Origin of the sequence: Nocardia sp. NBC_00881 (assembly GCF_045207455.1) — a bacterium.
In the GTDB taxonomy this organism is placed as follows: Bacteria; Actinomycetota; Actinomycetes; order Mycobacteriales; family Mycobacteriaceae; genus Nocardia.
On the sequence record NZ_CP108798.1, the window covers coordinates 3,130,423 to 3,152,409 of the forward strand.

At 67.7% G+C, this 21,987-nt stretch carries 20 protein-coding genes; 11 read left to right on the plus strand and 9 right to left on the minus strand.

What is annotated here, in order from left to right; genetic code table 11:
• Positions 1-496: 496 nt before the first annotated feature.
• Entirely contained in the window at positions 497-1,720 is a 1,224-nt protein-coding gene (locus OH799_RS12600; protein WP_406279668.1) for a cytochrome P450, read from the minus strand.
• A gap of 256 nt (positions 1,721-1,976) precedes the next feature.
• Between OH799_RS12600 and OH799_RS12605 the strand changes: the two genes are divergently transcribed.
• On the plus strand, positions 1,977-3,206 hold the full coding sequence (locus OH799_RS12605; RefSeq protein ID WP_406279671.1) for a sigma factor-like helix-turn-helix DNA-binding protein: 1,230 nt from the start codon (positions 1,977-1,979) through the stop codon (positions 3,204-3,206).
• Here the strand turns inward: OH799_RS12605 and OH799_RS12610 are convergent.
• Positions 3,172-4,116, minus strand: coding sequence for a hypothetical protein (locus tag OH799_RS12610; protein WP_406279674.1), 945 nt, complete (start codon positions 4,114-4,116; stop codon positions 3,172-3,174). The two genes, OH799_RS12605 and OH799_RS12610, sit on opposite strands and share 35 nt — an antisense overlap.
• Before the next feature lie 506 nt (positions 4,117-4,622).
• Here OH799_RS12610 and OH799_RS12615 point away from each other — a divergent pair.
• The gene (locus tag OH799_RS12615; protein WP_406279677.1) at positions 4,623-5,693 is read left to right on the plus strand and encodes a hypothetical protein; all 1,071 of its coding nucleotides are present in this window, start codon (positions 4,623-4,625) and stop codon (positions 5,691-5,693) included.
• Here the strand turns inward: OH799_RS12615 and OH799_RS12620 are convergent.
• Together OH799_RS12620 and OH799_RS12625 are read right to left on the minus strand one after the other, a co-directional pair.
• Positions 5,660-6,622, minus strand: coding sequence for a LysR family transcriptional regulator (locus OH799_RS12620; protein WP_406282022.1), 963 nt, complete (start codon positions 6,620-6,622; stop codon positions 5,660-5,662). The two genes, OH799_RS12615 and OH799_RS12620, sit on opposite strands and share 34 nt — an antisense overlap.
• A gap of 485 nt (positions 6,623-7,107) precedes the next feature.
• Complete coding sequence (locus OH799_RS12625; RefSeq protein WP_406279680.1) at positions 7,108-8,664, minus strand: flavin-containing monooxygenase; 1,557 nt, start codon at positions 8,662-8,664, stop codon at positions 7,108-7,110.
• Between the two features lie 291 nt (positions 8,665-8,955).
• On the opposite strand from OH799_RS12625, the gene OH799_RS12630 reads away from it, so the two are divergent.
• Both OH799_RS12630 and OH799_RS12635 read left to right on the plus strand, forming a co-directional pair.
• Complete coding sequence (locus OH799_RS12630) at positions 8,956-10,173, plus strand: MFS transporter (protein WP_406279683.1); 1,218 nt, start codon at positions 8,956-8,958, stop codon at positions 10,171-10,173.
• Positions 10,170-10,709, plus strand: a complete 540-nt coding sequence (locus OH799_RS12635) for a GNAT family N-acetyltransferase (protein WP_406279686.1) — start codon at positions 10,170-10,172, stop codon at positions 10,707-10,709. The genes OH799_RS12630 and OH799_RS12635 overlap by 4 nt, the downstream gene beginning before the upstream one ends.
• On the opposite strand, the gene OH799_RS12640 is transcribed toward OH799_RS12635, so the two are convergent.
• Positions 10,685-10,975, minus strand: coding sequence for an alpha/beta fold hydrolase (locus tag OH799_RS12640; RefSeq protein ID WP_406279688.1), 291 nt, complete (start codon positions 10,973-10,975; stop codon positions 10,685-10,687). The two genes, OH799_RS12635 and OH799_RS12640, sit on opposite strands and share 25 nt — an antisense overlap.
• A gap of 62 nt (positions 10,976-11,037) precedes the next feature.
• Here OH799_RS12640 and OH799_RS12645 point away from each other — a divergent pair, with 62 nt between their 5' ends.
• From OH799_RS12645 to OH799_RS12655, 3 genes are all read left to right on the plus strand, one after another.
• A complete protein-coding gene (locus OH799_RS12645; RefSeq protein ID WP_406279691.1) occupies positions 11,038-11,922 on the plus strand; it encodes an ABC transporter ATP-binding protein in 885 nt (294 codons plus the stop codon).
• 42 nt (positions 11,923-11,964) lie between these two features.
• A complete protein-coding gene (locus OH799_RS12650) occupies positions 11,965-12,732 on the plus strand; it encodes an ABC transporter permease subunit (protein ID WP_406279694.1) in 768 nt (255 codons plus the stop codon).
• Between the two features lie 71 nt (positions 12,733-12,803).
• Entirely contained in the window at positions 12,804-13,298 is a 495-nt protein-coding gene (locus OH799_RS12655; protein WP_406279697.1) for a GbsR/MarR family transcriptional regulator, read from the plus strand.
• A gap of 34 nt (positions 13,299-13,332) precedes the next feature.
• Here the strand turns inward: OH799_RS12655 and OH799_RS12660 are convergent, their stop codons facing one another.
• Both OH799_RS12660 and zapE read right to left on the minus strand, forming a co-directional pair.
• Complete coding sequence (locus tag OH799_RS12660; RefSeq protein ID WP_406279700.1) at positions 13,333-14,127, minus strand: tyrosine-protein phosphatase; 795 nt, start codon at positions 14,125-14,127, stop codon at positions 13,333-13,335.
• 58 nt (positions 14,128-14,185) lie between these two features.
• A complete protein-coding gene (gene zapE / locus OH799_RS12665; protein WP_406279703.1) occupies positions 14,186-15,202 on the minus strand; it encodes a cell division protein ZapE in 1,017 nt (338 codons plus the stop codon).
• A 35-nt stretch (positions 15,203-15,237) separates the two neighbouring features.
• On the opposite strand from zapE, the gene OH799_RS12670 reads away from it, so the two are divergent.
• The 4 genes from OH799_RS12670 to msrB all read left to right on the plus strand — a co-directional run bounded on the left by OH799_RS12670 (position 15,238) and on the right by msrB (position 19,452).
• The gene (locus OH799_RS12670) at positions 15,238-15,999 is read left to right on the plus strand and encodes a pyrimidine reductase family protein (protein ID WP_406279706.1); all 762 of its coding nucleotides are present in this window, start codon (positions 15,238-15,240) and stop codon (positions 15,997-15,999) included.
• Between the two features lie 31 nt (positions 16,000-16,030).
• A complete protein-coding gene (locus OH799_RS12675; protein ID WP_406279709.1) occupies positions 16,031-17,587 on the plus strand; it encodes an alpha/beta hydrolase in 1,557 nt (518 codons plus the stop codon).
• An 84-nt stretch (positions 17,588-17,671) separates the two neighbouring features.
• A complete protein-coding gene (locus OH799_RS12680; RefSeq protein ID WP_406279712.1) occupies positions 17,672-19,012 on the plus strand; it encodes a glycosyltransferase family 87 protein in 1,341 nt (446 codons plus the stop codon).
• Positions 19,009-19,452, plus strand: coding sequence for a peptide-methionine (R)-S-oxide reductase MsrB (msrB, locus tag OH799_RS12685; protein ID WP_406279715.1), 444 nt, complete (start codon positions 19,009-19,011; stop codon positions 19,450-19,452). Before OH799_RS12680 ends, msrB begins: the two co-directional genes overlap by 4 nt.
• 150 nt (positions 19,453-19,602) lie before the next feature.
• On the opposite strand, the gene hemQ is transcribed toward msrB, so the two are convergent.
• Positions 19,603-20,298: a hydrogen peroxide-dependent heme synthase gene (gene hemQ / locus OH799_RS12690; protein ID WP_357261005.1), complete on the minus strand. Its 696-nt coding sequence runs from the start codon at positions 20,296-20,298 to the stop codon at positions 19,603-19,605.
• 269 nt (positions 20,299-20,567) lie between these two features.
• Positions 20,568-21,929, minus strand: coding sequence for a protoporphyrinogen oxidase (locus OH799_RS12695; protein WP_406279719.1), 1,362 nt, complete (start codon positions 21,927-21,929; stop codon positions 20,568-20,570).
• Positions 21,930-21,987 lie beyond the last annotated feature (58 nt).

Genomic DNA, 21,987 nt, shown 5'->3' on the forward strand with positions numbered 1-21,987 from the left:
GCCGAGCTGTGGTGGATGAGCAGAAAGGCCGCTAGCGCCGCAGAAGACGTCTGTTGGCCGGGTCGAGCGGCATCCGGCAGCTGGATGTTCTGCAGGGCATGTCAGTTACTTCGCTCGATCGGGCTCAGGCCCAGGGTGTACTCAGCGGCAGGCTGTGCGCTGCACTGCCGCAACTCGTCGGGACCGAAACCGCGGTCCGTACGGCACGACGGCTTGGCCCGGTTCGAGGGCGAGCTTTCTGTCGCCGAGGTACCTCGATGTCGGGTTCGGGCGAACCCACCCCGCCACTGCGACGACCCTCGGGCCCTTTTTGCAGGTAGGGACCACGCGGCGCGCTTGCGCTAGCGGATGGCAGCCACCGCGACTCGCCACCGGCATCCGCCAGTCCGCTTGCGTGGCGCAGAGAAGCTCTGCCCGAAGCGGACCGCGCTGGGTCGAAGGCCGACAATGGGTGGGACGAAGGAGCGCGGTGGCTTGCCCGTCGCGTTGGATCTGGTTACGGCTTCACGGCGCCGAGGTTGATCGGCACCGACAGCGGGCCGATCGTGAAGAAGGACGGCGAGTAGGGAATGTCGTTCGGGTCGATGGCGAGGCTGAGTTCCGGCAGCCGCCGGTACAGCGAGGCGAGCGCGAGCCGGCCCTCCAGGCGGGCCAGCCCGGCGCCGATGCAGTACCGCGGCCCATGGCCGAACCCGAGATGTCCGGCCTGCTGCTTCCGGGTGATGTCGAACTGGTTCGCGGTCTCGCCGTACTCTGTCGGGTCGATGCCACATGCCTGGTAGGCGACGCCGACCGCGTTGCCCTTGGGAATGGCCACGCCCGCGACGATCACGTCGGTCAGCGTGAACCGCCAACTGGTCATCATGACCGAATGACGGTATCGCACAGTCTCTTCCACTACGTCGGCCCAGCGGTCCTCGGCCTTGGCCAGCTCGAGCTGATCGGGGTGCTGAGACAGCGCCAAGATGGCGTATCCAAGCAGGTGGACCGTGGTCTCGTGGCCGGCGACCAGCATGATCCACAGGACGGCGACCAGTTCTTCGGTGGTGAGCTTGTCGTCCTCGTCGCGGGCCTGCACCAGACCTGTGGTCAGGTCGTCGCCGGGCTCCCGATGCTTGCGCTCCGCCAGTTCATATAGGTACGCCATGAGGGCGTTCTGGGTGGCGAACGCCTCTTCGGGAGGAGTGGTGTGCGCCAGGAGGGTGGCGGTCCAATGCCGCAGCCGAGACCGTTCCGACTCTGGCACCCCGAACAGTTCGCAGATCACCGCCATCGGCAGCGCTTCGGTGAAAGTGGGTACCAGGTCGACCCCGTCGCCGGCGGCCACCACCTCATCCAGCAAGCTGTCGATGATCGCCTGGATCCGTGGCTCCAACGCCTGCACCCGGCTCGGGGTGAACGCCTTGCTGATCAAGCCACGAAGTCGCCGATGGTCGTCGCCGTCCTTGGTGGACAGGTGGTCGCCTTGGACTATGGCACGCAGTGGCCAGTCCTCCGGAATCGCTCCGTTGTGCAGGGCAGGCCAGTGCTTCGGGTCTCTGGCGAACGTCTTGTTGTCGCCGGCCAGAATCTCGCGGACAGCGTTGTGCGTCAGTGCCAGGTAAGCGGGCACGCCGCCGGGGAACTCCACCTCGACCACGGGCGCGATCTCCCGAAGTCGGATACAAGTGTCGAGCAGATCCTCGTTCGCGGCTGGGAATGCGGGCAGGCTAGTTGTCATGGAATTTCCCTTCAGCGCGTCAGCCCCCAGCCGTCGTGGAGGTCGTGCACGAGTATCACGCCGAGCGGACTCGACAGACAGTTGTACTGACGGATCCTGCCTCCAACCAGAAGCCGAGCGTCACAAAACCAAAGTCGAGGAGCTGTCCGCTCCACCGCAATACGGCGCGTAGGTGCCTGCACTCCAGGATCGGATGTCGGTGGGCGGGGATACGCTGTGCCGCACACAGCCGGAGCCGAGTCAGGGGGGTTGTCGCGTGACGGTCAACGCGGGGGTCACAAGCGGGGAGACGGCTGCCGAGGACACCGATCCGGAGTTGCTCGATCTGCAGGACGACATCTCGTTCGGGCTCGAAGAGGTCAACGAGGTGCTCGCGGAGCTGATCGCGATGCGAGCCGAACGCAAAGCCAAGGACGGAGAACTGCTGGCCGCTCGGCTCGGGATCCGCGGCGAGAAGCCCGAAACTCTGGCCCGGATCGGCGCGCGCTACGACCTGTCCCGTGACCGGGTACGGCAGCTGCACACCAAGGCGGTCGGCCAGATGATCCGGATGGCGCAGTCGACCGGGCACCGGGCCCCCGCTGTGCTCGGCGCGCGGTACCCACTCGACGCCATGGATCGGCAGTTGGTGCGTGCACTGCTGGTGGAGACGTACACGACCGACACCGACATCGCCGCCACCGAGCTGTCGTACCTGAAGCTGCGGCTGGCTGGGCACACGGCGGAGGACGCGAAGCGGATCGCCGGGTTCGTGACCCAGCGGATCGCGGCATGGCAGAAGAAGACGAACCGGCGCCTCGCCAAGCTACGCGACGCCGAGCCGCGCGCGACCAGTCAGCTCGATCCCTGGCTGGCACAGGTCGATTGGCCCGGAGCGGACGCCGCCGCGGTGCCCACATCCTGCGCGCGCACAGTGGACGGCGACGACGACGGCCGCGGCCGCTTCTACCTGGACAAGGTCGGACGCGATGTGCCGTTCGACTCCGGCCTGGAGGCCCGGCTGCTGTGGATCCTCAACGCGAGCGATCTGGTCGAGACGTTCCAGGAGCAGCCCGCCGCGGTCGGGTACGACCTCGACGGTGCGGAGCGCGTCCTCTACCCGAGCATCGTCGCCCGCCTCACCGACGGCCGGGTGGTGCTCATCGATGTCGAGCCGCTCGGCCATGTCGCTTTCCACGTCAACCGGGTGAAGGCCTCAGCGGGTCGCGCGTACGCGCACGCCAACGGGTGGGGGTGGCTGGTCTGGACGGGAAGCCGGATCGGTATCCCCGACCTGCTCGCGCGTCCGGTCGCCACGGCAACCGAGAGCACGCTGCATGAACTGGTCACGCGCGGCCCGGTGCAATGGACCGCGCTGCGCGAGGTCCGCAGGGCAACCGGCCTGGAACTGCTCGACTTTCTCACGCTGGTGCTGCGCAACGACTGGCGGTGGGACCGCGCGCCGTTCCTGCTCAGTGCACCACCATCGCCCCGGCCACGAACGTGACGATCAACAGCATCGCGCAACAGGTGATCAGCTGCCAGTGACCGATCGTCTGCTGGAGGTTGACGATGGTGCTGCGCAGGGCATTGTCCACCCGGTGGTGGTCGGCGATTTTGCGACTGGCCGCGGCGAGGGCCTCGGCCCGCTCCTGCGCGGCTTGCTCCGCCCGTTCCAGCCGCGTGGTGAGCTTCGCCAGGTGCTTCTGCCTATCCCGCAACGTTTTCCGGGTCACCGCAAGTGCGGTTCGCTGGTTGACCAGCTCCTGACGCTGCCGGGCAATGACGGTGGCTTGTGTCCTCGTGTGGTGCTCCCAGTCGGTCACGGTGGCCCAGCCTCCTGTCCTCTCATCCCGATGACCCCAAACGATGTCGCCGCACACCCATCCCTGGATGAAGTCACGCAGCTCGAACGGCTCAGCCCGCGGCGCCGCCATCGCGTGTTCGGTGTCCAATACGCCCGTGATCGCGCGGTAGTCACAGGCGGCGGGCGCGAAGTCCGCGATGCCCAGCGCGTGTAGGTACGGCACCCAGTAGCCGGGAGGGCACAGCCACAGCACGTCCGCGCAACCGGCGGCACGCAGTCGCGCGGTGTGCTCTTGCGCGAGCGCGCGCTCCAACGGCCCGCCGCGCACCTCGATCGCGTACTCCCGATCACCTGTGCGCCAGTAGACGTCCACCGGTAGCGTCCCGATCCGCCGATCCACTTCGGCCTCGTCTGCGCCATAGGCGAGCAACCTGCCGCACAGCCAGTACTTCAGCCGCTGCATATCCCATTGCGCGGCGGTACATTCCGGACACTTGCACGCGTAGCCGGCCGACGACCCACGAGCCCGGCCCGGCCCGTCCCCGATACCCAATTCGGCGAGCATCGCTCTGCGCCCGCAGGCGATCTCCGCCCGCTGCTTCGTTCTCACGCGACCACTCCCCGCACAAAACCACCGCAGGCCCGGCGACCCACGCCATAGATCAAGAGTGCGTCAGACTTCGCTACCTCGCCAGCCCCCTTTACCCCGCGCTCGGGTGCGCCACGACGGTGACTTTCGGTGGAGTGGGCGATGTACGCTGCGGCACAAGGAATCTCATAATGCCATGCCATTCCGTAAAATGCGCTGGTATCGGCGAATTCACAATGCCGCCATCCGCTGCCGATCGCCCGCTTCGCCCGGGTCTGTGCGCCCTCATCGCGGGCGAGGCGATCCTGCAGGACAATGAGCCAAACAGGCGGGACGGCACTGTTCCGGACAAACGGGATCGCGGTGCCGTCCGCCTGCGTGGACCGAAGTCCGTGCGAATACGCTGCTTTGATCAGGTGACACGGATCGGTACATCGCCGATTCTCCGCGAACCGCGATGACCAACGGGGCGGATAGAATCGTCCGGCCGAGTGCGAGCTGGGCCGATACGGGGAAGTAGGTATTGGATGGAGCACGGTCAGCAGACCGGCGAGTCGATCGGCGCGATGTTATCAAGTATCGCGTCGACCCTTCGAGAGGTCAGCGACAAGCTGGACGCGGTGGCGGCCCGGATGGACGGTGCGCCCGCCGTGGCGGACGAGCAGAGCATCGAGGGCCGGTTGGCCAAGCTGGAGGCATGGGCTTTCCATGTCGGCCAGGACATTTCCGGCATCGATGCCAGGGTGGAGCGTTTGGAGTCCGACGAGGGCCCGCCCCCCAGAGATCGCGCGAGCCTGGAAGAGCGCCCGGCGCCCCTGCCTCGGGCGGCCGCCGGCCGACGCGGCGCAGGACAGCGGGAGCGCCACGCCGCACCAGCCCAGGTTTTCGGGTCGAGCGAATCGCGCGACAGCTCGAGCGGTCCCCGAAACGGCGTGCCTCGACAGGGCACGCCGCGCGAGCCACTTCGCGTGGCAGAGGAGCTGAACTCCACGCCGTCGGGCTTCACCCCACCTCGCGAACCCGTGGTGACCGCACTGGAACCGAACGCTACTTCCGGGCAGAGCTTCACCGCCCCCGCCCCCACTTTCACCGCACACACCCCGCGCGAACCCGCGCCCAACTTCACCGCGCCGACGTCTCGCGAACCCGCGCTCGACTTGCCGACGCCGCGGGAACCGATCGCCGCGCAGCATGAGTCGCTCACCGCACCGCGTGAACCCGCCGCGACGCCGCACCCCGCCCCGTCTCGAGATAACCCCGCGTACGAGAGCATCATCGCCTCCGTCGATGACGCCGATCCGGGCAGCAACCATGGCCGCTCCGAGAACGGGACGGCTCCTGACGTGCACGCCACCGGGCTCACGGGTGCGCACCGCGCCGCCGACCAAGACCGTACGCCGGTCGAGAACTCCCATGTGGACAAGCTGCAGGCCATGCTCGACGAACTCAAGCGGACCGCCTCCGCTCCGCTCGGCCGCTCAGATATCTTCGGACCGTCAGCGGGCGACACGAACCCGACCGGCTACCAGTCCGACCACACCGACCCGCCGCGCAGGACCAACGACTACCGGCTCTCGAGCCCGCCGTCGGTGTCCTGATCGGCCCTACCGCGCCGCTGCTTCGACGGCCGGACCGCGGCGGCCGACCGCAGCAGGATCTCTTGAACGAGATCGCGCAACCACCGATGACCGCCGTCGGCACTGTTACGCGGATGCCACGCCATCCCGATCGCGACCTCCGGCAGCGGTAGCGGGATCTCGAACGCGCACAGCCCGAGCGCCGGTAGCGCGGAGGCGCTGAGCAGGGCGGGCGCCGGACAGACCAGGTCGCTGCCACGTACGGCGAACAGCGCGCTGGTCAGGTTCGGCACGGTGGCCACCACACGCCGAGTGCGGCCGTGCAGGGCAAGACGGTCGTCGATCGGTCCGTGCGCGCGGCCGTTGCGCGAGATGCTCACATGCCGGGCCGCGGCGTAGGCGGCGACAGTGACGCGATCGGTAACCAGCAGATGTTCGGCCGTGGCCACACCGATCACCCGGTCTGCGAATACCCTGCGCACCGTGGTCTCCGGGTCTGCGTGGTCGATCACGCCGACCTCGAGGTCGACGCGGCCGTCGCGCAGAGCCGAGGTGCCCTCGAGGCTGTCGGGCAAGAACCGCAGCGTCACGCCAGGCGCCTGCGCACGCGCCGCGGCCAGCAGGGGCGCGGCCAGCTCGGTGAGCACCATGTCGCCCGCCTGGACGGCGAAGGTCCGCCTCAGCGCCGACGGATCGAGGTCACCGCGCGGGATCAGCAGCGAACGTGCCTGCTCGACCAGCGTGCCGACCTCGTAGCGCAATTCCAGCGCGCGTGGGGTCGGCACCAGCGATCTGCCCGCACGCACGAGCAGCGGATCGCCGAGCGTACGGCGCAGCCGGGTCAGGGTCCGGCTCATCGCGGGCGGCGAGGTATGCAGGCGCTGCGCGGCCAAGGTGACACTGTTGGTGTCGAGGAGAGCGTCGAGGGCTACGAGTAGGTTCATATCCAGCGCTTTCACCCTTGGATTATCACCAATGCAATGGTTGCTTCCCGACATTGCAGTCGTGATAATCCAGGCGAGTCGTAGCGTTGTTGTGGGCACCAGGTCGCCCTCGCCCCGGGCGGTTCCGCGCTCTTCGTCGCCACACTGCCCAGTCCCCGAATACAGACGCCGCATGCGCAATCTCGAAATCGACGTCAGCCATCCATGCCTCGGTGGAACAACGGCGGGTCGCGCACGACACGGATCCCGCTACCTCGACGGTCTGTTGCGGCGTGTACGACGTATCGACCCACACGCTGCACGGTGCGACCGGGGGGAGGCAGCGGCCAGATCGATATCGTCCCACGGCCGACGGCCCGACCACGCTGGTAAGCAATCTTTCAATCGGCACCGTGAGCGTAGTCGAGCGCTGGGCGGTGTCGGCCGCATCCGGCGCCGCGGCGAGCCCGTTTCGCCCAGCCACGATCCCGGCCAGGGCGCGCAACTGCCGCCTATCGGCTGACCTGGCCGCTTTCTTCTTCGCTCGCCAACAGCTCCGCCTCGATCGGAAACTGTCGCGGCGCGGCGGAGCCGGTGCCCGCCTTCGGCCGGTTCAGGCCGCGGTACGACTCCGGCTTCACCCTCCGGAACCATTGAGCCAGCCGGGTCCGGCGCGGCAGACGGAACTTCAGGTCGGCGAGCATCTCGTCGATGTTCTGGATAGCGAACGGAGTGATCGCCGTGCCGTGCGCGTGGTGGCCGTTGGCGCGTCGCTCCATCCAGCGCAGTCGGGTGTCGATCTGCTCGTTCAACTGCTGGGCGGGCGGCAGAGCGAGCCTGCCGGTCAGCAGCGCGGCGGTCCAGTGCGCTGCGACCTCGGCGTTGAGCGTACTGATCACCGACGAGTTGTAGCCTGCGAAGGTCAGATTCGGCACGTCCAGCGGCAGGATCTGCCGGTGCAGACGGAAGTTTCCGCGCTCGTCGGTCAATCTGCGCTGGACGTACGGGGTGAGGAAGGGAACCCGCTGGTGGAAGCCGGTGGCGCATACTACGACGTCCGCCTGTAGCACCTGCCCGGTGGACAATCGCACCGCGGGAGCCGCCTTGGGGCCGCCGCCCATCTCGGCGATAGTCGTGTCGCGGTGGACCGCGATGCGCCCGTTGGCGACCTGCTCGTAGAAGCCCTCGGTGGCGAGGCTGATGGTGCTCTCGGCGATCTCCTCGACACGGCCGCTCGGTACGAGACCGAGTTCCCGCAGACGCATCTGTTTGGTGGCCAGTTCTTGGATCAGGTCGAAGTTGCTGATACGCACCGATTCGCCGGGGCCGCTCAGGAATCGGTCCATCCGGCCGGCCCGGAGGTAGTGGAAGTGCGACTCGCCGAAACGGGTCAGCATCAGTCGCTCGTAGTCGATGACCCGGGCCAGCGTGCGCGGCACCTTCCAGAACAGCCGCCGGGCCACTACCGAGGTGGATGCCGCGACATCGCTGACCGCTGTGGCGATGTCGCAAGCGGACTTCCCGTAGCCGACCACGACGACCGACTTGCCGCGCACCGATTCCAGATCGAGAAATTCCGACGCGTGCATCAATCGTCCGCCCGCCGCGCGGAACAAGTCCGTGCCGCGATAATCCGGCATCGCCGGGTCGCTGAACACACCGTTGGCGATCACCAGGTGATCACACGAGGTCCGGCGAATTCCACCCTTGTCGCGAATTTCGAGCAACCACCCGCTGTCCACCGGGTCCGCGGCGACCACCTCGGTCTGCAGACGCAGATGCTCAGTCAGCCCGAAGCGCGCGGCGTAGGCGGCGAGATACGCCTGCATCTGCTGTCCGTCCAGCACACGCGGATAGTCGGCGGGCATCGGGAAGTCGGAGAAGTGATAAGTGTCCTTGGAATTCTGCGTCCGCAGACCCGGGTATCGCCGGGTCACACTCCACACGCCACCGACATCGGGTGTGCGGTCGAACACTTCGACCGGAAAACCGTCCTGTTTCAACACTTTCGCGCAGGCGAGACCTGCGATACCCGCACCCACGATCGCGACGCGGCTTCCGCTTGTCATGCGCAGGAGACTACGTCGCCGCCGCCGCGCAGCAAAGTCGGTCGGCCGAATCAGTGCTTCAGCGTATTGCGGGCGACTCGTGAAAGCCACCGGCAGATCGTCGAGCAGACCGCGAATCAGGATGCTCGCCCGCAACGCAGGTCTACGTCGTCCACGGCCGGCCGCGGTCGCCGGTGGCGGCGCCAACCGGGTCAGCACGGCGGGGTGGTCGATCGTCCGTCCGATCGCCGCTGTCGATCGCCAGCGCCCATTCCGAACACGCCTCCACCGCGGGCCCGCTACCCTGCCCAGATGAGTTCGATCGCGCCCATCCTGCGGGGTGCCCGGATCGCGAACTCGTTCGCATTCGGCCTGCAGGGCTTCTTCTTCGCCGTCGTGCTTACCGAATTGCCGCAGCAAAAGGAGCGTTTCGGCCTGTCGGATGGGCTGATCGTCGGCTCGGTGGTGCTGGTCTCCTTGCTGGCGGGCGGCGGCAGCGTGGCGGCCGAGCGGCTGGCCCTGCACCGGTCGAGCCGTTACACCGTGCGCATCGGTCTGCTATTCGTCGCGCTCACCGGCACGATGGCGGCGTTCGCGCCGAACACGGCCGTGCTGCTGATCGCGCTGGGCTCCTATGGGATCGCGGTAGGCATCGTCGATGCGAGCACGAATATGCAGGCGGTTTTCATCCAACACGGGTACGGAACGTTCATCCTGTCCTCGTTCTACGCGGCGTGGAGCGCGGGATCGATCGCCGGGGCGCTGTTCGTGTCCGGGTGTGAGGCGCTGGAGGTGACGCTGCGCGAATCGCTGCTCATGGCGGCCGGGATCGTGCTCATGGCCGGGTTGCTGCTCGGTCCGCGACTGCTTGCCCCGCGAGACACGGAGGCGAGTCCCGGCGAGGCGGTCACCACCGACGACGGAACCGTCGCGGTGCGCGCCTATCTGGCATTCGGCATCGCGATGGCGCTGGTCTTCGCCATCGACCTCGCTGTAGGCAACTGGTCGGCGCTATATCTCGCCGACGACCTGCTCGCCGATTCCGCGACAGCGGCGCTGGCCCTGGCTGCCTATCAGGGCACGTCACTGATCGCGCGGCTGGGCGGCGACCCCCTGGTGCGCCACTTCGGCCCGCGGCGGGTGGTGCGAACCGCCGCGACCGTCGGCATGGTGGGACTGGCGATCGTGGTGGCCGCGCCAGGACCGATGGTCGCGATCGTCGGATTCCTCGTCGCGGGCATCGGCATGCCTGTGATCGCGCCGCTGTGCTTCGGTGCGGCCGGACAGCTCACCAGCGGCAGCGCACTCGACGCGCTGATCGCGCGCCTCAACCTGTTCAACTACGCCGGAACCCTGGTCGGCGGTGGCGTGGTCGGCGCCGTCGCGGCGGCCTTCGGACACCGCGCCGGGTTCTTGATCCCCCTGTCCTTCGCCGCCGCCCTGATCGCGCTCGCCCGCATGTTCCCTTCTCACCGCAAGGAGGGCAAACTTCCCGCACCCCCAGCGGAACATGCTCTACTGGACGAATGAGCAACATCCCAGTCATTGTCGACCGGGCCGGGCTGTGGGACGCGGAGGCCCTCAGCGACGTTGCGGCCGCGACCTTTCCACTCGCGTGTCCACCAGACGCTACGCCGGAGGACATCGAGATCTTCCTCACCGACGTGCTGTCGGGGGAGCGCTTCGGCGAGTACCTCAGCGATCCGGCACGGATTGTGCTCAAGGCGATCGCGGGCGACGACATCGTCGGATACGCGATGCTCGTGACTACCGACCCCGCCGACCCGGCGATTGCCGAGGCCGTCGGCCTGAATCCGGTGGTGGAGGTCAGCAAGATGTACGTGCTGCCCGGCCACCACGGCACGGGAGTGTCGACCGCGCTCATGCGGGCCGCGCTGGACCGGGCGAAGGAGGACGCCTATCCCGGCCTGTGGCTCGGCGTCAACCAGGAGAACGTCCAGGCTCAGCGCTTCTACGCCAAATACGGATTCACGACGGTCGGCACCAGAACGTTCACCGTCGGCGCCCAGCTGCACCACGACTACGTGATGCGCCTGGTCTTCTGAGCCGGCTCCTCTAACGAAATCGGGTGCGGCTTGTCGGAACGGCCGTGCCCACACGCGTCCAGTGACACCACGGTGCGCACGGCGGCCCGCAATGCGCCGATCACCCCGGTGCTCATCCAGTTCGCATTGGTGTCGGCGACCACTCCGTGTTGAAGCACGACTGGAACGCCCTCGCCCTCCCACACACGGTAGTTGAGTTGCAGCCCGTCCCATGTCGCGAACGTCGCCATGCGCGGATCGTAGCGGCCGAGGCAGAGAGTTGACATGTTCTACATGTTCAGCATTTACTGAACATATCACCTTAATTGAACGATGCTCGGGAGGGATCATGACCACCGCGATCCGCACGGAAGGTCTGACCAAGCACTACGGCAGGCACATCGCGCTGACCGACCTGAACCTCGAGGTGGCCCGAGGCGAAGTCTTCGGCTTCCTCGGCCCCAACGGTGCGGGAAAATCCACCACCATCCGCATCCTGCTCGACCTGATCCGCCCTACCTCCGGACGGGTCGAGGTGCTCGGTGTCGACCCGCGCAAGGGCGGTGCGGACCTGCGCAGGCGGATCGGCTACCTACCCGGCGAACTGCAAATCGAGGGCCGCAACACCGCCCGCGACCTGCTCACCTTCCTCGCCGATCAGCGCGGAACCGTGGCCGCGCGCCGGATCGCCGAACTGGCCGACCTGCTCGACCTCGACCTGTCCAAGAAAGTCGGAGCCATGTCGAAGGGCAACAAGCAGAAGGTCGGCATCATCGCCGCCTTCATGCACCGCCCCGACCTGCTGATCCTGGACGAGCCTACTTCCGGCCTGGATCCGCTGCTGCAACAACGCTTCCTCGACCTGGTGACCGAGGCCAAGGACAACGGCCAGACCGTCTTCATGTCCTCGCACATCCTCACCGAGGTGCAGCAGACCGCCGACCGCGCGGTGATCATGCGAGCAGGCAAGCTGCTCGGCACCGAGAACGTGGAGGATCTGCGCCGCCGCTCGCCGCGTTCGGTGGAACTGGTATTCGGCGAGGACATCTTCGCCGACGATTTCACCAGGTTGCCCGCCGTACAAGACCTGAGCATCGAAGGAAAGACACTGCGCTGCACCACCGAAGGCGACGTGGACGCGTTGTTCAAGATTGCGGCCGAGTACGAGCTGGTCAGTGTGCTGTCCATCGAGCCAGATCTGGAGCAGATCTTCTTCAGCCTCTACGGCCGCTGATCTTCGCCGCACGTCGCGCAACCCACCACAGGAGAATTCGTCATGAAGCGCTCGGTCTTCACTCAAACCCTGAAAGAACAGCGGCGCGGCCTCATCGGCTGGTCGATCGCCATCGCCGTGGTGCCGATGGTTTACCTGCCCTCGTTCCAGTCGCTGAAAAAGCAAGGTTCGCTGGACAACCTCGAACAGAACGGGATATATGACGCGATGGGCATCGGCGACTTCGCCAGCGCCACCGGCTTTCTGCATTCGATGATCTTCTCCCTGATGGGTCTGCTGCTGATGCTGATCTTCGCGGTGACCTTCGCCGCACGGTCGGTGGGCCAGGAGGAGAACGGCACACTGGATCTGCTGCTCGCCCAGCCGGTCGCGCGGATGAGCCTGCTCGGACAGCGGTTCGCCGCGCTGGCGGTGCAGACCGCGCTTGTCGCGACAGTGCTCACCTGGAGCGTCGTCGCGGGCGCGAACGCGGGCGGGATGGACGTGCCCGCCGGGAACATCATCGCCGCGAGCACCGGGCTCGGACTGTTGGCACTCGTCGTGGGCACGATCACGCTGCTGGTCGGCGCTGTTACCGGAAAGCGTTCGACGACATTAGGTTTCGCGTCACTGGTCGCGCTCGTCGGCTACCTGGCCAACAACCTCGGCGCCGACTGGGTGCGCAAGCTCTCGCCCTTCTACTACGCGGTGGGCGACTCGCCGGTGATCAACGGCTGGAACGTCGCGCACCTGGTGGTGCTCGCCGCCGTGGCCGCCGCGGCGGTTGCGCTGGCGCTGACCGCCTTCGACCACCGCGATCTGGCGGTCTGATCCGCCGCTGACGGGACGGGCCGCCACGGCCCGTCTTCCTCGCTCTCCGACACCGAAGGGATACTCGACCGATGAGCACCACGGAAGAGAACCGGACGGACACCCCCACACCCCAACAGCTGGCCTTCGTCGAGGACTTCGCGCTCGTGCTCGAACGGATGGGTCTGGTCCGCATGACCGGCCGAGCCGCGGGCTGGCTACTGATCTCCGATCCACCGGAGCAGACATTCGGTCAGATCGCCGACGCGCTGCAGGCGTCCAAAGGCTCCATCTCCAACGCGCTGAAGTCCCTGGTCACCATGCGCTGGGTGGACAAGACCTCCAAGCCGGGCGACCGCAGGGACTATTACTCGATCCGCCCCGGCGTCCTGCCCGAGCTGACCCGCAAGCAGAGCACCATGTACAGCGACCTCACCGCCATGAGCTCGCGCGGGCTGGCCCTGTTCGACGACCCGAACGGCAAGGAGGCCGCCCGTCTCCGGGAGATGCACGAGTTCTTCGTCTGGATGGGTAAGGAACTGCCTGCCCTGATCGACCGCTGGGACGCTGAGCGCAAGTCCTCCTGAAACAGGCTCCACGGAGTCTCGGCGCGCCAGCGGGTCAGGCCAGAAGTTCGGCCTTCAAAGCAGCGATGTCGGCGTCGGTCAGCTCGAGTGCGTCGCGGACATAGGTGTCGAAACTGCCGTAGGTCTGGTTCACCTGGTCGAAGGCGGCGTCGAGCCAGGATTGCCGTACACCGTTGAGCTGGTCATCCGGGCTCGCGTTGCGGAACTGGTTGGAAAGCAGGTAGTCCTCCGTCACGGTGGCACGATCGACGCCGAGCACGGTGAGCAGCACGGCGGCGGTCCAGCCGGTGCGGTCCTTGCCCGCGGTGCAGTGGAACAGGACGGCGCCGTCGGTGGTGTCGACGATGCCGCGCAGCACCGCGGCGAAGGCTTCGTCGGCGCCCGGAGCGGTGATGAACGCACGGTAGAGCCCCTCGCCACCGGTCAGGGTGGCGGCCATGACCGCAGGCGGGGCATGGCCGATGACGTCGTCCCAGTGTGCCGTCGCGCCCGCCGGGATCCGGTCCGGGCCGAGCTCGCGCTCGAAGACCGTCCGCAGATCGTGCACCACACGGACCCGGCGATCGGTCAGCACGGCCAGATCATCCGGGGTGGCGTTGTTCAGCTGCCCACCGCGGTACACCGAGCCGGTGCGCACGGTGCGGCCGTCGAGGGTGCGGTACCCGCCGATGTCGCGTGCGTTCTGCACGCCCTGCAGATGTAGCGACCGATCGAACGCGACAGCCGAGGCGGCGGGTGGATCGGCGAGCGCCGCACCGGTCACCGCCCCGAAGGCGACGACCAACCCCGTGGCCAGGGCAACCGGGGCACGAAGCGAACGATGGGCCATGCGACTGCTTCCGATCATCTGGTCGACTGAGCTTCCCCGCGGTGGGGTCCCAGCGTCCCTACGCCGGGACCTCGAACCGCGACAGCGCGAGCAGACGCGAAATGGCGCGTAAGTACTTCTTGCGGTAACCACCTTCGAGCATCTCGGCCGAGAATATCTCGTCGAGCTTCGCACCGGACACGGTGACCGGGACGCTCGCATCGTAGAGCCGGTCGGCCAGCACCACGATGCGCAGCGCCACGGCCTGGTCGGTGACCGGATGCACGTTCGAGATGAACACCGACGAGACCCCGGAGATCAGCGCGCCGTACTTGGACGGGTGCAGCGTGCTCAGGTGCTTCAGCAGCGCGTCGAACTCGTCGAGCGTGGAACCTATTGTGCCGGTGGCTCGTTCGCCGAGGTCCTCGGGCGAGACCGGTTCGGGTGCCGGCGGTAGGTCGCGGTGGCGGTAGTCCGGTCCGTCCACGCGCACGGCTTCGAAGATCGCGCCGAGCTTCTTGATCTCGCGCAAAAAATCCTGTGCGGCGAAACGTCCTTCGCCGAGCTGACCCGGAAGCGTGTTGGAGGTGGCCGCGATCGAGACCCCAGCCGCGGACAGTTCGGTCAGCAGCCGCGAAACCAGCATGGTGTCGCCCGGGTCGTCGAGCTCGAACTCGTCGATGCACAGCACGCTGTCAGCCGAGAGCCGCTCCACCGCGTTGGCGAATCCCAGCGCACCGACCACATTGGTCAGCTCGCCGAAGGTGCCGAACGACTTGGGCGCGGGCGAACTGTGGAAGATCGAGGCCAGCAGATGGGTCTTGCCCACGCCGAAACCGCCGTCGAGGTACAGACCCGCGCCGGTCACTTGCTTCCGCTTGCCGAACAGGCTCTTCTTGCTCGCGGCCTTGCGGATCTTGGCGACCTGCCCGGCGAACTCCTCGGCCTTGCGGACCGCGGCCGCCTGGCTCGGTTCCTTCGAGTCGGGAATGTAGGAGGCGAAACTCACCTCGTCGAACATGGGTGGAGGCACCATCTGGGCGACGAGCTGGTCGGCCGGAACCTCCGGGTGACGATCGACGAGGCGTTCTTGCATGAACGAAGCCTAAAGACGTGGTGTGATCTAGTTTCATGCAGCGTATCCACAATGCGATCCAGCTCACAGGGCTGAGCCCGGACGACCTTGCGCGGTTGTACGCGTTTCCGGCCCAGCTCGATGCCCCTTGGGTGCGAGCCAATTTCGTCTCCAGCATCGACGGCGCCGCCACCAGCGGAAACCTCAGCGAGGGGCTGGGCACCCCCGCCGACCGGACGGTGTTCATGATGCTGCGCGAGCTGTCGGACGTGATACTGGTGGGCGCGGGCACGGTGCGCTCGGAGAACTACGGCGGAGCGCGCACCGACCCGCGGCGGCGCCGCGCCCTCCACGACCGTGGGATCGGCGGCCATCCCGACGGCGCACCGCCCCCGATCGCGGTGGTCACCGCCAGTGCCGCGCTCGAGCCCGGTGCGCGACTGTTCACCGACACCCAGGTGCCGCCGCTGGTCATCACGACCGCGATCGCCCCCGCCGACCGCAAGCAGCAACTCGTGGACGCGGGGGCCGACGTGATCGAGGCGGGGGACATCGCGGTGACCCCCAAGCGCCTGCTGCGCGCGCTCGGCGAGCGCGGCCTGCTGCGCGTGCTCACCGAGGGCGGGCCTCATCTGTTCGGCGAGCTGCTGGAAGCCGACGCGGTCGACGAGCTCTGCCTGACCACCGCGCCGCTGCTGGTCGGCGGTACGGCGCGGCGAATCTCGCTGTCCGCGCACGAGTTCCGCTCCCCGATGACTCGCACGCATGTCCTCCTGGACGATGACGGCACGATGCTCACCCGGTGGGCCCGTCGATGAAACAACCGCACGAACCTGGCAGGCTGTAGCAATGCGCTGGACTCGGGCCGCCGTGCTTGCCTCGACACTCTCGATCGTGATCGCCGGTTGCGGGGCGGGACCGTCGGACCGCCCCGGGGTCGCGGTCCAGCGTCCGCCCGTCGCGGGCGGCGCCACGACCTCGGCTGCTCCTCCCCCGCCACCGAACGCCGAACTGCCGAAGACCGATCTGAGCTGGCGCGAGTGCACGCAACCGACCCTGGACCTGCTCGGGCTCGGTCCCGCGCCCGTTGGCCTGGTGCTCGACTGTGCCGAGTACTCGACTCCGATCGATGCGGCGGGGGCCGTGCTCGGCAGTTTCCGCACCGGCGCGATGCGGGCCCGGCTGGCGCAGACCCCGGCCGATGTGCCGCCGCTGGTGCTCACCTCCGGCTCGGACCGCTCCTCCACCGCCACCCTCGCGGGGCTGGCCGTGGGTCCGGCCGGCGCGCTGCTGGCCAGCCGCCCGATCGTCGCGGTGGACCGGCGCGGTCTGGGGACCTCCCAGCCGATCGACTGCCTGGATCCCCAGATCCGCCGCGGCCTGGCCGACAACGCCCAATTCGGAGCAGGGGCCGACGATCCGGTGGCGGCGATGACCACCTTGAGCCAGGACGGCACCATCGCCTGCCGTGACTTCCTGCAGCCCTACGAGGGCACCTTCGACGCGCCGCATGCCGCCGACGACATCGAGCAGCTGCGTAGGCAGTGGCAGGTCGAACACATCGCGTTGCTCGGCACCGGCAACGGAGCGAAGGTCGCGCTCAGCTATGCCCGCAAATATGGCGACCATGTCGCGCGCTTGATGCTCGACTCCCCCGAGCCGGTCGGCGCGGACGCCACCACCCGCGCCGAACAGACCGTCCAGGGCGCCGAAGCCGCGCTGACCGCGTTCGCCCAGCGATGCGTCGGCATGGGCTGTTCACTCGGCGCGGACCCGCGCGCGGCGATCACCGACCTGATGAACAAAGCCGGATCGGGCGGGCTCGGCGACATCTCGGCGAACGCGTTGCGCACCGCGCTGTCGGGCTTTCTCGGCAGCCCGCGCGCCGACCAGGCCACCCGGGTTGGTGAACTGTCCGACGCGCTCACCGCGGCGGGACGCGGCGATCGCGGCGCGCTGAGTAACCTGATCCTGCGCGAGTCGGCCGCCACCGCGGGCGACGGCCAGTTCGTCAGCCGCTGCACCGACACGCAAATGCCGCCGAGCCCGGCCAAAACCACGGAACTCGCCGACACATGGGGTGGCAAGTACCCGGTGTTCGGCAAGGCCGCGGCAATCGCGCTGCTGGCGTGCGTGGCCTGGCCGGTGTCGACCGCGCCGCCACTGCCGGAGAAGCTGGACATTCCGGTGCTGGTACTCGGCGGCGTCGCCGATCCAGTGGTCGGCAACGGCGGCCAGTCGTCGGTGACTGGCGCGTTGGGCGCCGCGGGGGCGCGGCACGCCACACTCACCTGGCAGGGTTGGGGCCATCCGGTCGCGGCCCACTCCGGCTGCGCGCAGCGGACACTGCTGGACTACCTGACGGACGGCAAACTCCCCGCCGACGGGACCGCTTGCCCCGCCTGAACCCTGGTCGGGCGGCCCGGCTGGGCGGCGCGTCGGACAGGTCCCGGCAACTACCGGGATCGGATCCGGTGTACCGTGCCCCCCGTGTTCCTTCGACAGCTCGAGCCCCGGACGGCTCGCACCACCGCCGAGGTGATCAAGTTCGCACTCTGGCCCCTGGCGGTCATGACCGTGCTGAACCGGGTCTTCATCAAGGCTGTCAATGGTTTCATCACCGACGACTACCGGCCGGTCTACCAGGCATCCCTGGACTTCCTCAACGGGCGGCCGGTCTACACCGCGAATTTCGACTCGGTCGACCCGCACTACCTGTATCCGCCGAGCGGCACCCTGCTGATCGCGCCGATCGCGGCCATCGACTACGAGAAGTCGCGTTGGCTGTTCATCGCACTGAACGCGATCGCGATCCTCATCGCGTGGTATCTGCTGCTGCGATTGTTCCGGTACACGCTGAACTCGGTAGCCGCGCCCGCGCTGCTGCTGGCGATGTTCATGTCCGAGACCGTGATCAACACGCTGGTCTTCACCAACGTCAACGGCTGCGTGCTGCTCGCGGAGTTGGTCTTCATCGTCCTGCTGTTGAAACGGCGGGACCTCTGGGCGGGCGTGGCGCTCGGATTGAGCATCGCGGTCAAACCGACCCTGGCCCCGCTGCTGCTGATCGCGCTGGTCCGCGGGCAGTGGAAGGTGTTCGTCACCGCTCTCGGCGTGCCGGTCGCGCTGACCGCGATCGCCTGGCCGCTGTCGAAGGACGCGAGCAAGTTCTTCACCCGCACCTTCCCCTACATCTTCGAATCCCGCGACTACTTCAACAGCGCGATCGTCGGCAATGGCGAGTACTACGGCCTGCCGCCCTGGTTGACCTGGAGCATGCGCCTGGTGATGGGCGTGCTCGTCCTGCTCACGCTGTGGCTGCTGTACCGCTACTACCGTGACGACGAGCTGTTCTTCGTCTGCACCTCCTCCGGCGTGCTGCTCACCGCGTCGTTCCTGCTCAGCTCGCTCGGGCAGATGTACTACTCGATGATGCTGTTCCCCCTCCTGATGACGGTGGTGCTGCGCAATTCGGTGCTGCGCAACTGGCCCGCGTGGCTGGCGATCTTCGGGTTCATGAGCTACGACAAATGGCTGTCGGACCGCTGGCAGAACGTCGGCCGCAACCTGGAGTATTTGCGCATCACCTTCGGCTGGGGTCTGCTGCTGATCGTGGTGTTCTGTGTGCTGGGTGACCGCTACCTGGCCGCGCGGCGGGAAGGACGGCTGCCGTTCGGGATCGATCCCGCCTGGATGAGTTCCGCGCCGGATTCGCGTGACGGGTCGCCGGAGTCGCCGCCCGTGTCCTCCGAAGCCGCTACCGCAGATTCCCCCAGGTCACGCAATGGATCGGCACCGATGGAGCAGAAGCGTATTAGCGTGGAGCAATGAGTTCCGAAACCGGCACGCCCCTGCCCGCGCCGCGGATCCGGCTCACGCCACAGGAGTGGCGGTCGCAGCTGGAGCCAGAGGAATACGCGGTGCTGCGTGAGGCTGCGACCGAGCGTCCCTTCACCGGCGAGTACACCGACACCAAGACCGAAGGCATCTACGTGTGCCGGGCCTGTGGCTCCGAGCTGTTTCGCAGCACCGAGAAGTTCGACTCGCACTGTGGCTGGCCGTCCTTCTTCGATCCGGCGGCGTCCGCTGCGGTGATTTTGCGGTCGGACGACTCGCTCGGCATGCATCGGGTCGAAGTGCTGTGCGCGAACTGCCACAGCCACCTCGGCCACGTGTTCGAGGGCGAGGGGTACAACACGCCCACCGACAAGCGCTACTGCATCAACTCCGTCGCTCTGCGGCTGCACCCCTCGGACAGCGCAGCGGAGTAACAGCCTGGCGCTGTGGGGAAGGATACGGACTCGTCGCAATCACGCGCATGCCCCGAAAACCCGGGGCACTGGCTGACGCGACACGTTCGTGCCGGTCGATAACCACGCCGACGCCGGATTGCCGCGACACCCTCCACAGGACCGGCCTGCTCAGGGCAGAGCGGCGATCAGCTTCTCGATCTGCACCCACGGGCCGGTGAAGAACGGCACCTCCTCGCGCACGTGCCTCCGGGCCTCGGTCGCCCGCAGATCGCGCATCAGATCGACGATCCGGTGCAGTTCCGGCGCCTCGAAAGCGAGGATCCACTCGTAGTCCCCCAGTGCGAACGAACTGACCGTGTTGGCCCGCACATCCGGGTAGCCGCGCGCGGCCTTGCCGTGGTCGGCGAGCATCGTGCGTCGCTCTTCGTCGGGCAGCAGGTACCACTCGTAGGAGCGGACGAACGGATAGACGCAGATGTAGTTGCCCGGCTCCTCACCGGCGAGGAACGCCGGGATGTGGCTCTTGTTGAATTCGGCGGGCCGGTGCAGCGCCACATTGCTCCACACGGGCACGCTGGCGCGGCCCAGTTCGGTGGTGCGGCGGAAATCCGAGTAGGCGGACTGAAGTTCCTCGACGCGTTCGGCGTGCGACCAGATCATGAAGTCGGCGTCGGCGCGCACGCCCGCCACATCGTAGATGCCGCGCACCACGACGCCGCGGTCAGCGAGGCCGTCGAAGAACGCGCGGGCATCCTTGGTCGCAGCGTCCCGCTCGTCGCCCAGCACTCCGGGCTGTACCTGGAATACCGAGAACATCAGGTAACGAATGGTGGAGTTCAGAGCTTGATAGTCGAGTCGCGCCATGGTGCTATCTTTCCACCCGTCCACAAGAGCCCGGCTTCCCGGGCATGAACTGCTCGATTGCCACTCCGGTCACCGAACGTTCCGCTCTGCCTGACACACGGTCGACTCGCAGACGTACATGTCGGCGCCCCGGGCAAGGTGCGCACCGCGAAGTAGACGCGGCCATGCCGCACCGGGAAGCCTTTGGCAGATAACACATTCGGTGACAGCCGGTACACGTCGGGCAAAGCGACTCGGCCGCGCGGGAGGCGGAAGGAGTTGGACGCGGTTCAGCCCGCGGTGGACGCTGCTGATCCCGTCGCGATCCGATGCGCGGCGGCAGTACCGGAAGCGACACACGCGGGCACGCCGACGCCGTGCAGATACGCACCCGCGACGGCGAGGCCGTCCAGGGAACCGATTTCGGCTTCGACGGCGGCGATGCGGGCGGTGTGGCCAGGTGCGTACTGGGCCAGGCCACCGGGCCAGCGCTGGACGACCGCCGAGCAGGGCTCGATGGCGGCTCCTATGACAGTGGACAGGTCTTCGGCGGCGGCGGTGACCAGCTCGGCATCAGACCACGACAGCGGCGAATCGTCCCGGAACTTGCCGAAAGAGGCTCGGACGAGGGCGGTTTCACGCTGGCCGAGGTGGGTCCATTTGCGGCTGGAGAGGGTGAAGGCCTTGGCGCGCAACGGTTCTCCAGTGGCCACGAGGATGCCGGAGTTGCCCGGCAACGCAGTGTCGCGTGGCAGCGCGAGAGCGACCACCACCGACGAGGACAGTTCGATGCCCGCCAGTTCCGTCGCCGCGACAGGGGCGACGGCGCCCAGCAGTCGACTGGTCACGGGCGCGGGGGTCGCGAGCACCACCGCGTCGACAGCCCCGATCGGGTCAACCACCCAGCCGCGCAGCCCCCTCGCCAGGCGGGTGCCCGGTGTCGCGGTGACGAATTTCGCACCCGAGTGTGCGGCGAGCGCGTCCAGGAGCACTCGGTAGCCGTCGCGGATTCCGCCGAAGACCGGCGCATTCGACGGCGGCGGCAGCGCGGCGCCGACGGCGGCGGCGAGGCTGGGCGCGCCGCTGTCCAGGGCCGCGGCCAGCGCGGGCAGCGCGGCGCGGACGCCGATAGAGCGCGAGCTGCCCGCGTACACGCCGCCGAGCAGCGGATCGACGCTGCGTTCGGCGACCTGCGCGCCGAACCGGTCGGCGACCAAGCCGTATACGTCGGTGTCGGAGCCGGGTTCCCAGGTCAGCGGCCTGCCGGGCTCGGAGGCGATCCGGCCCAGAGTCTCGGTGTCGACAAGCCCGCGCATCGATTCAGCAGTCGCCGGGATACCCATCAGCGTGCCCACCGGCAGCGGACGTGCGACACCGGCCGACCACACCAGCGGCCGCAGGCCCGAGGGCGTCACGAGCTGTGACTCGAGCTCGAGCTCACGCAGCAGTGCGGGCACTTCCGGCCGCCGCCCGACGAACGCCTCTGCTCCGAGATCCAGTGGCTCGCCGGCCAATTCACCGGTGTAGAGGACTCCGCCGACCCGGTCAGCCCGGTCGAGCACGAGCACGTCGGCTTCCGGCCCGAGGAGCGTCCGGAGCCGATATGCGGCCACCAGCCCGCTGATCCCACCGCCGACCACCGCTACACGCATACTGCGACGGTATCGTGTCCGGCGGCCGCCGCTCGTCGCCTGTGTCGCTACCGGCCGG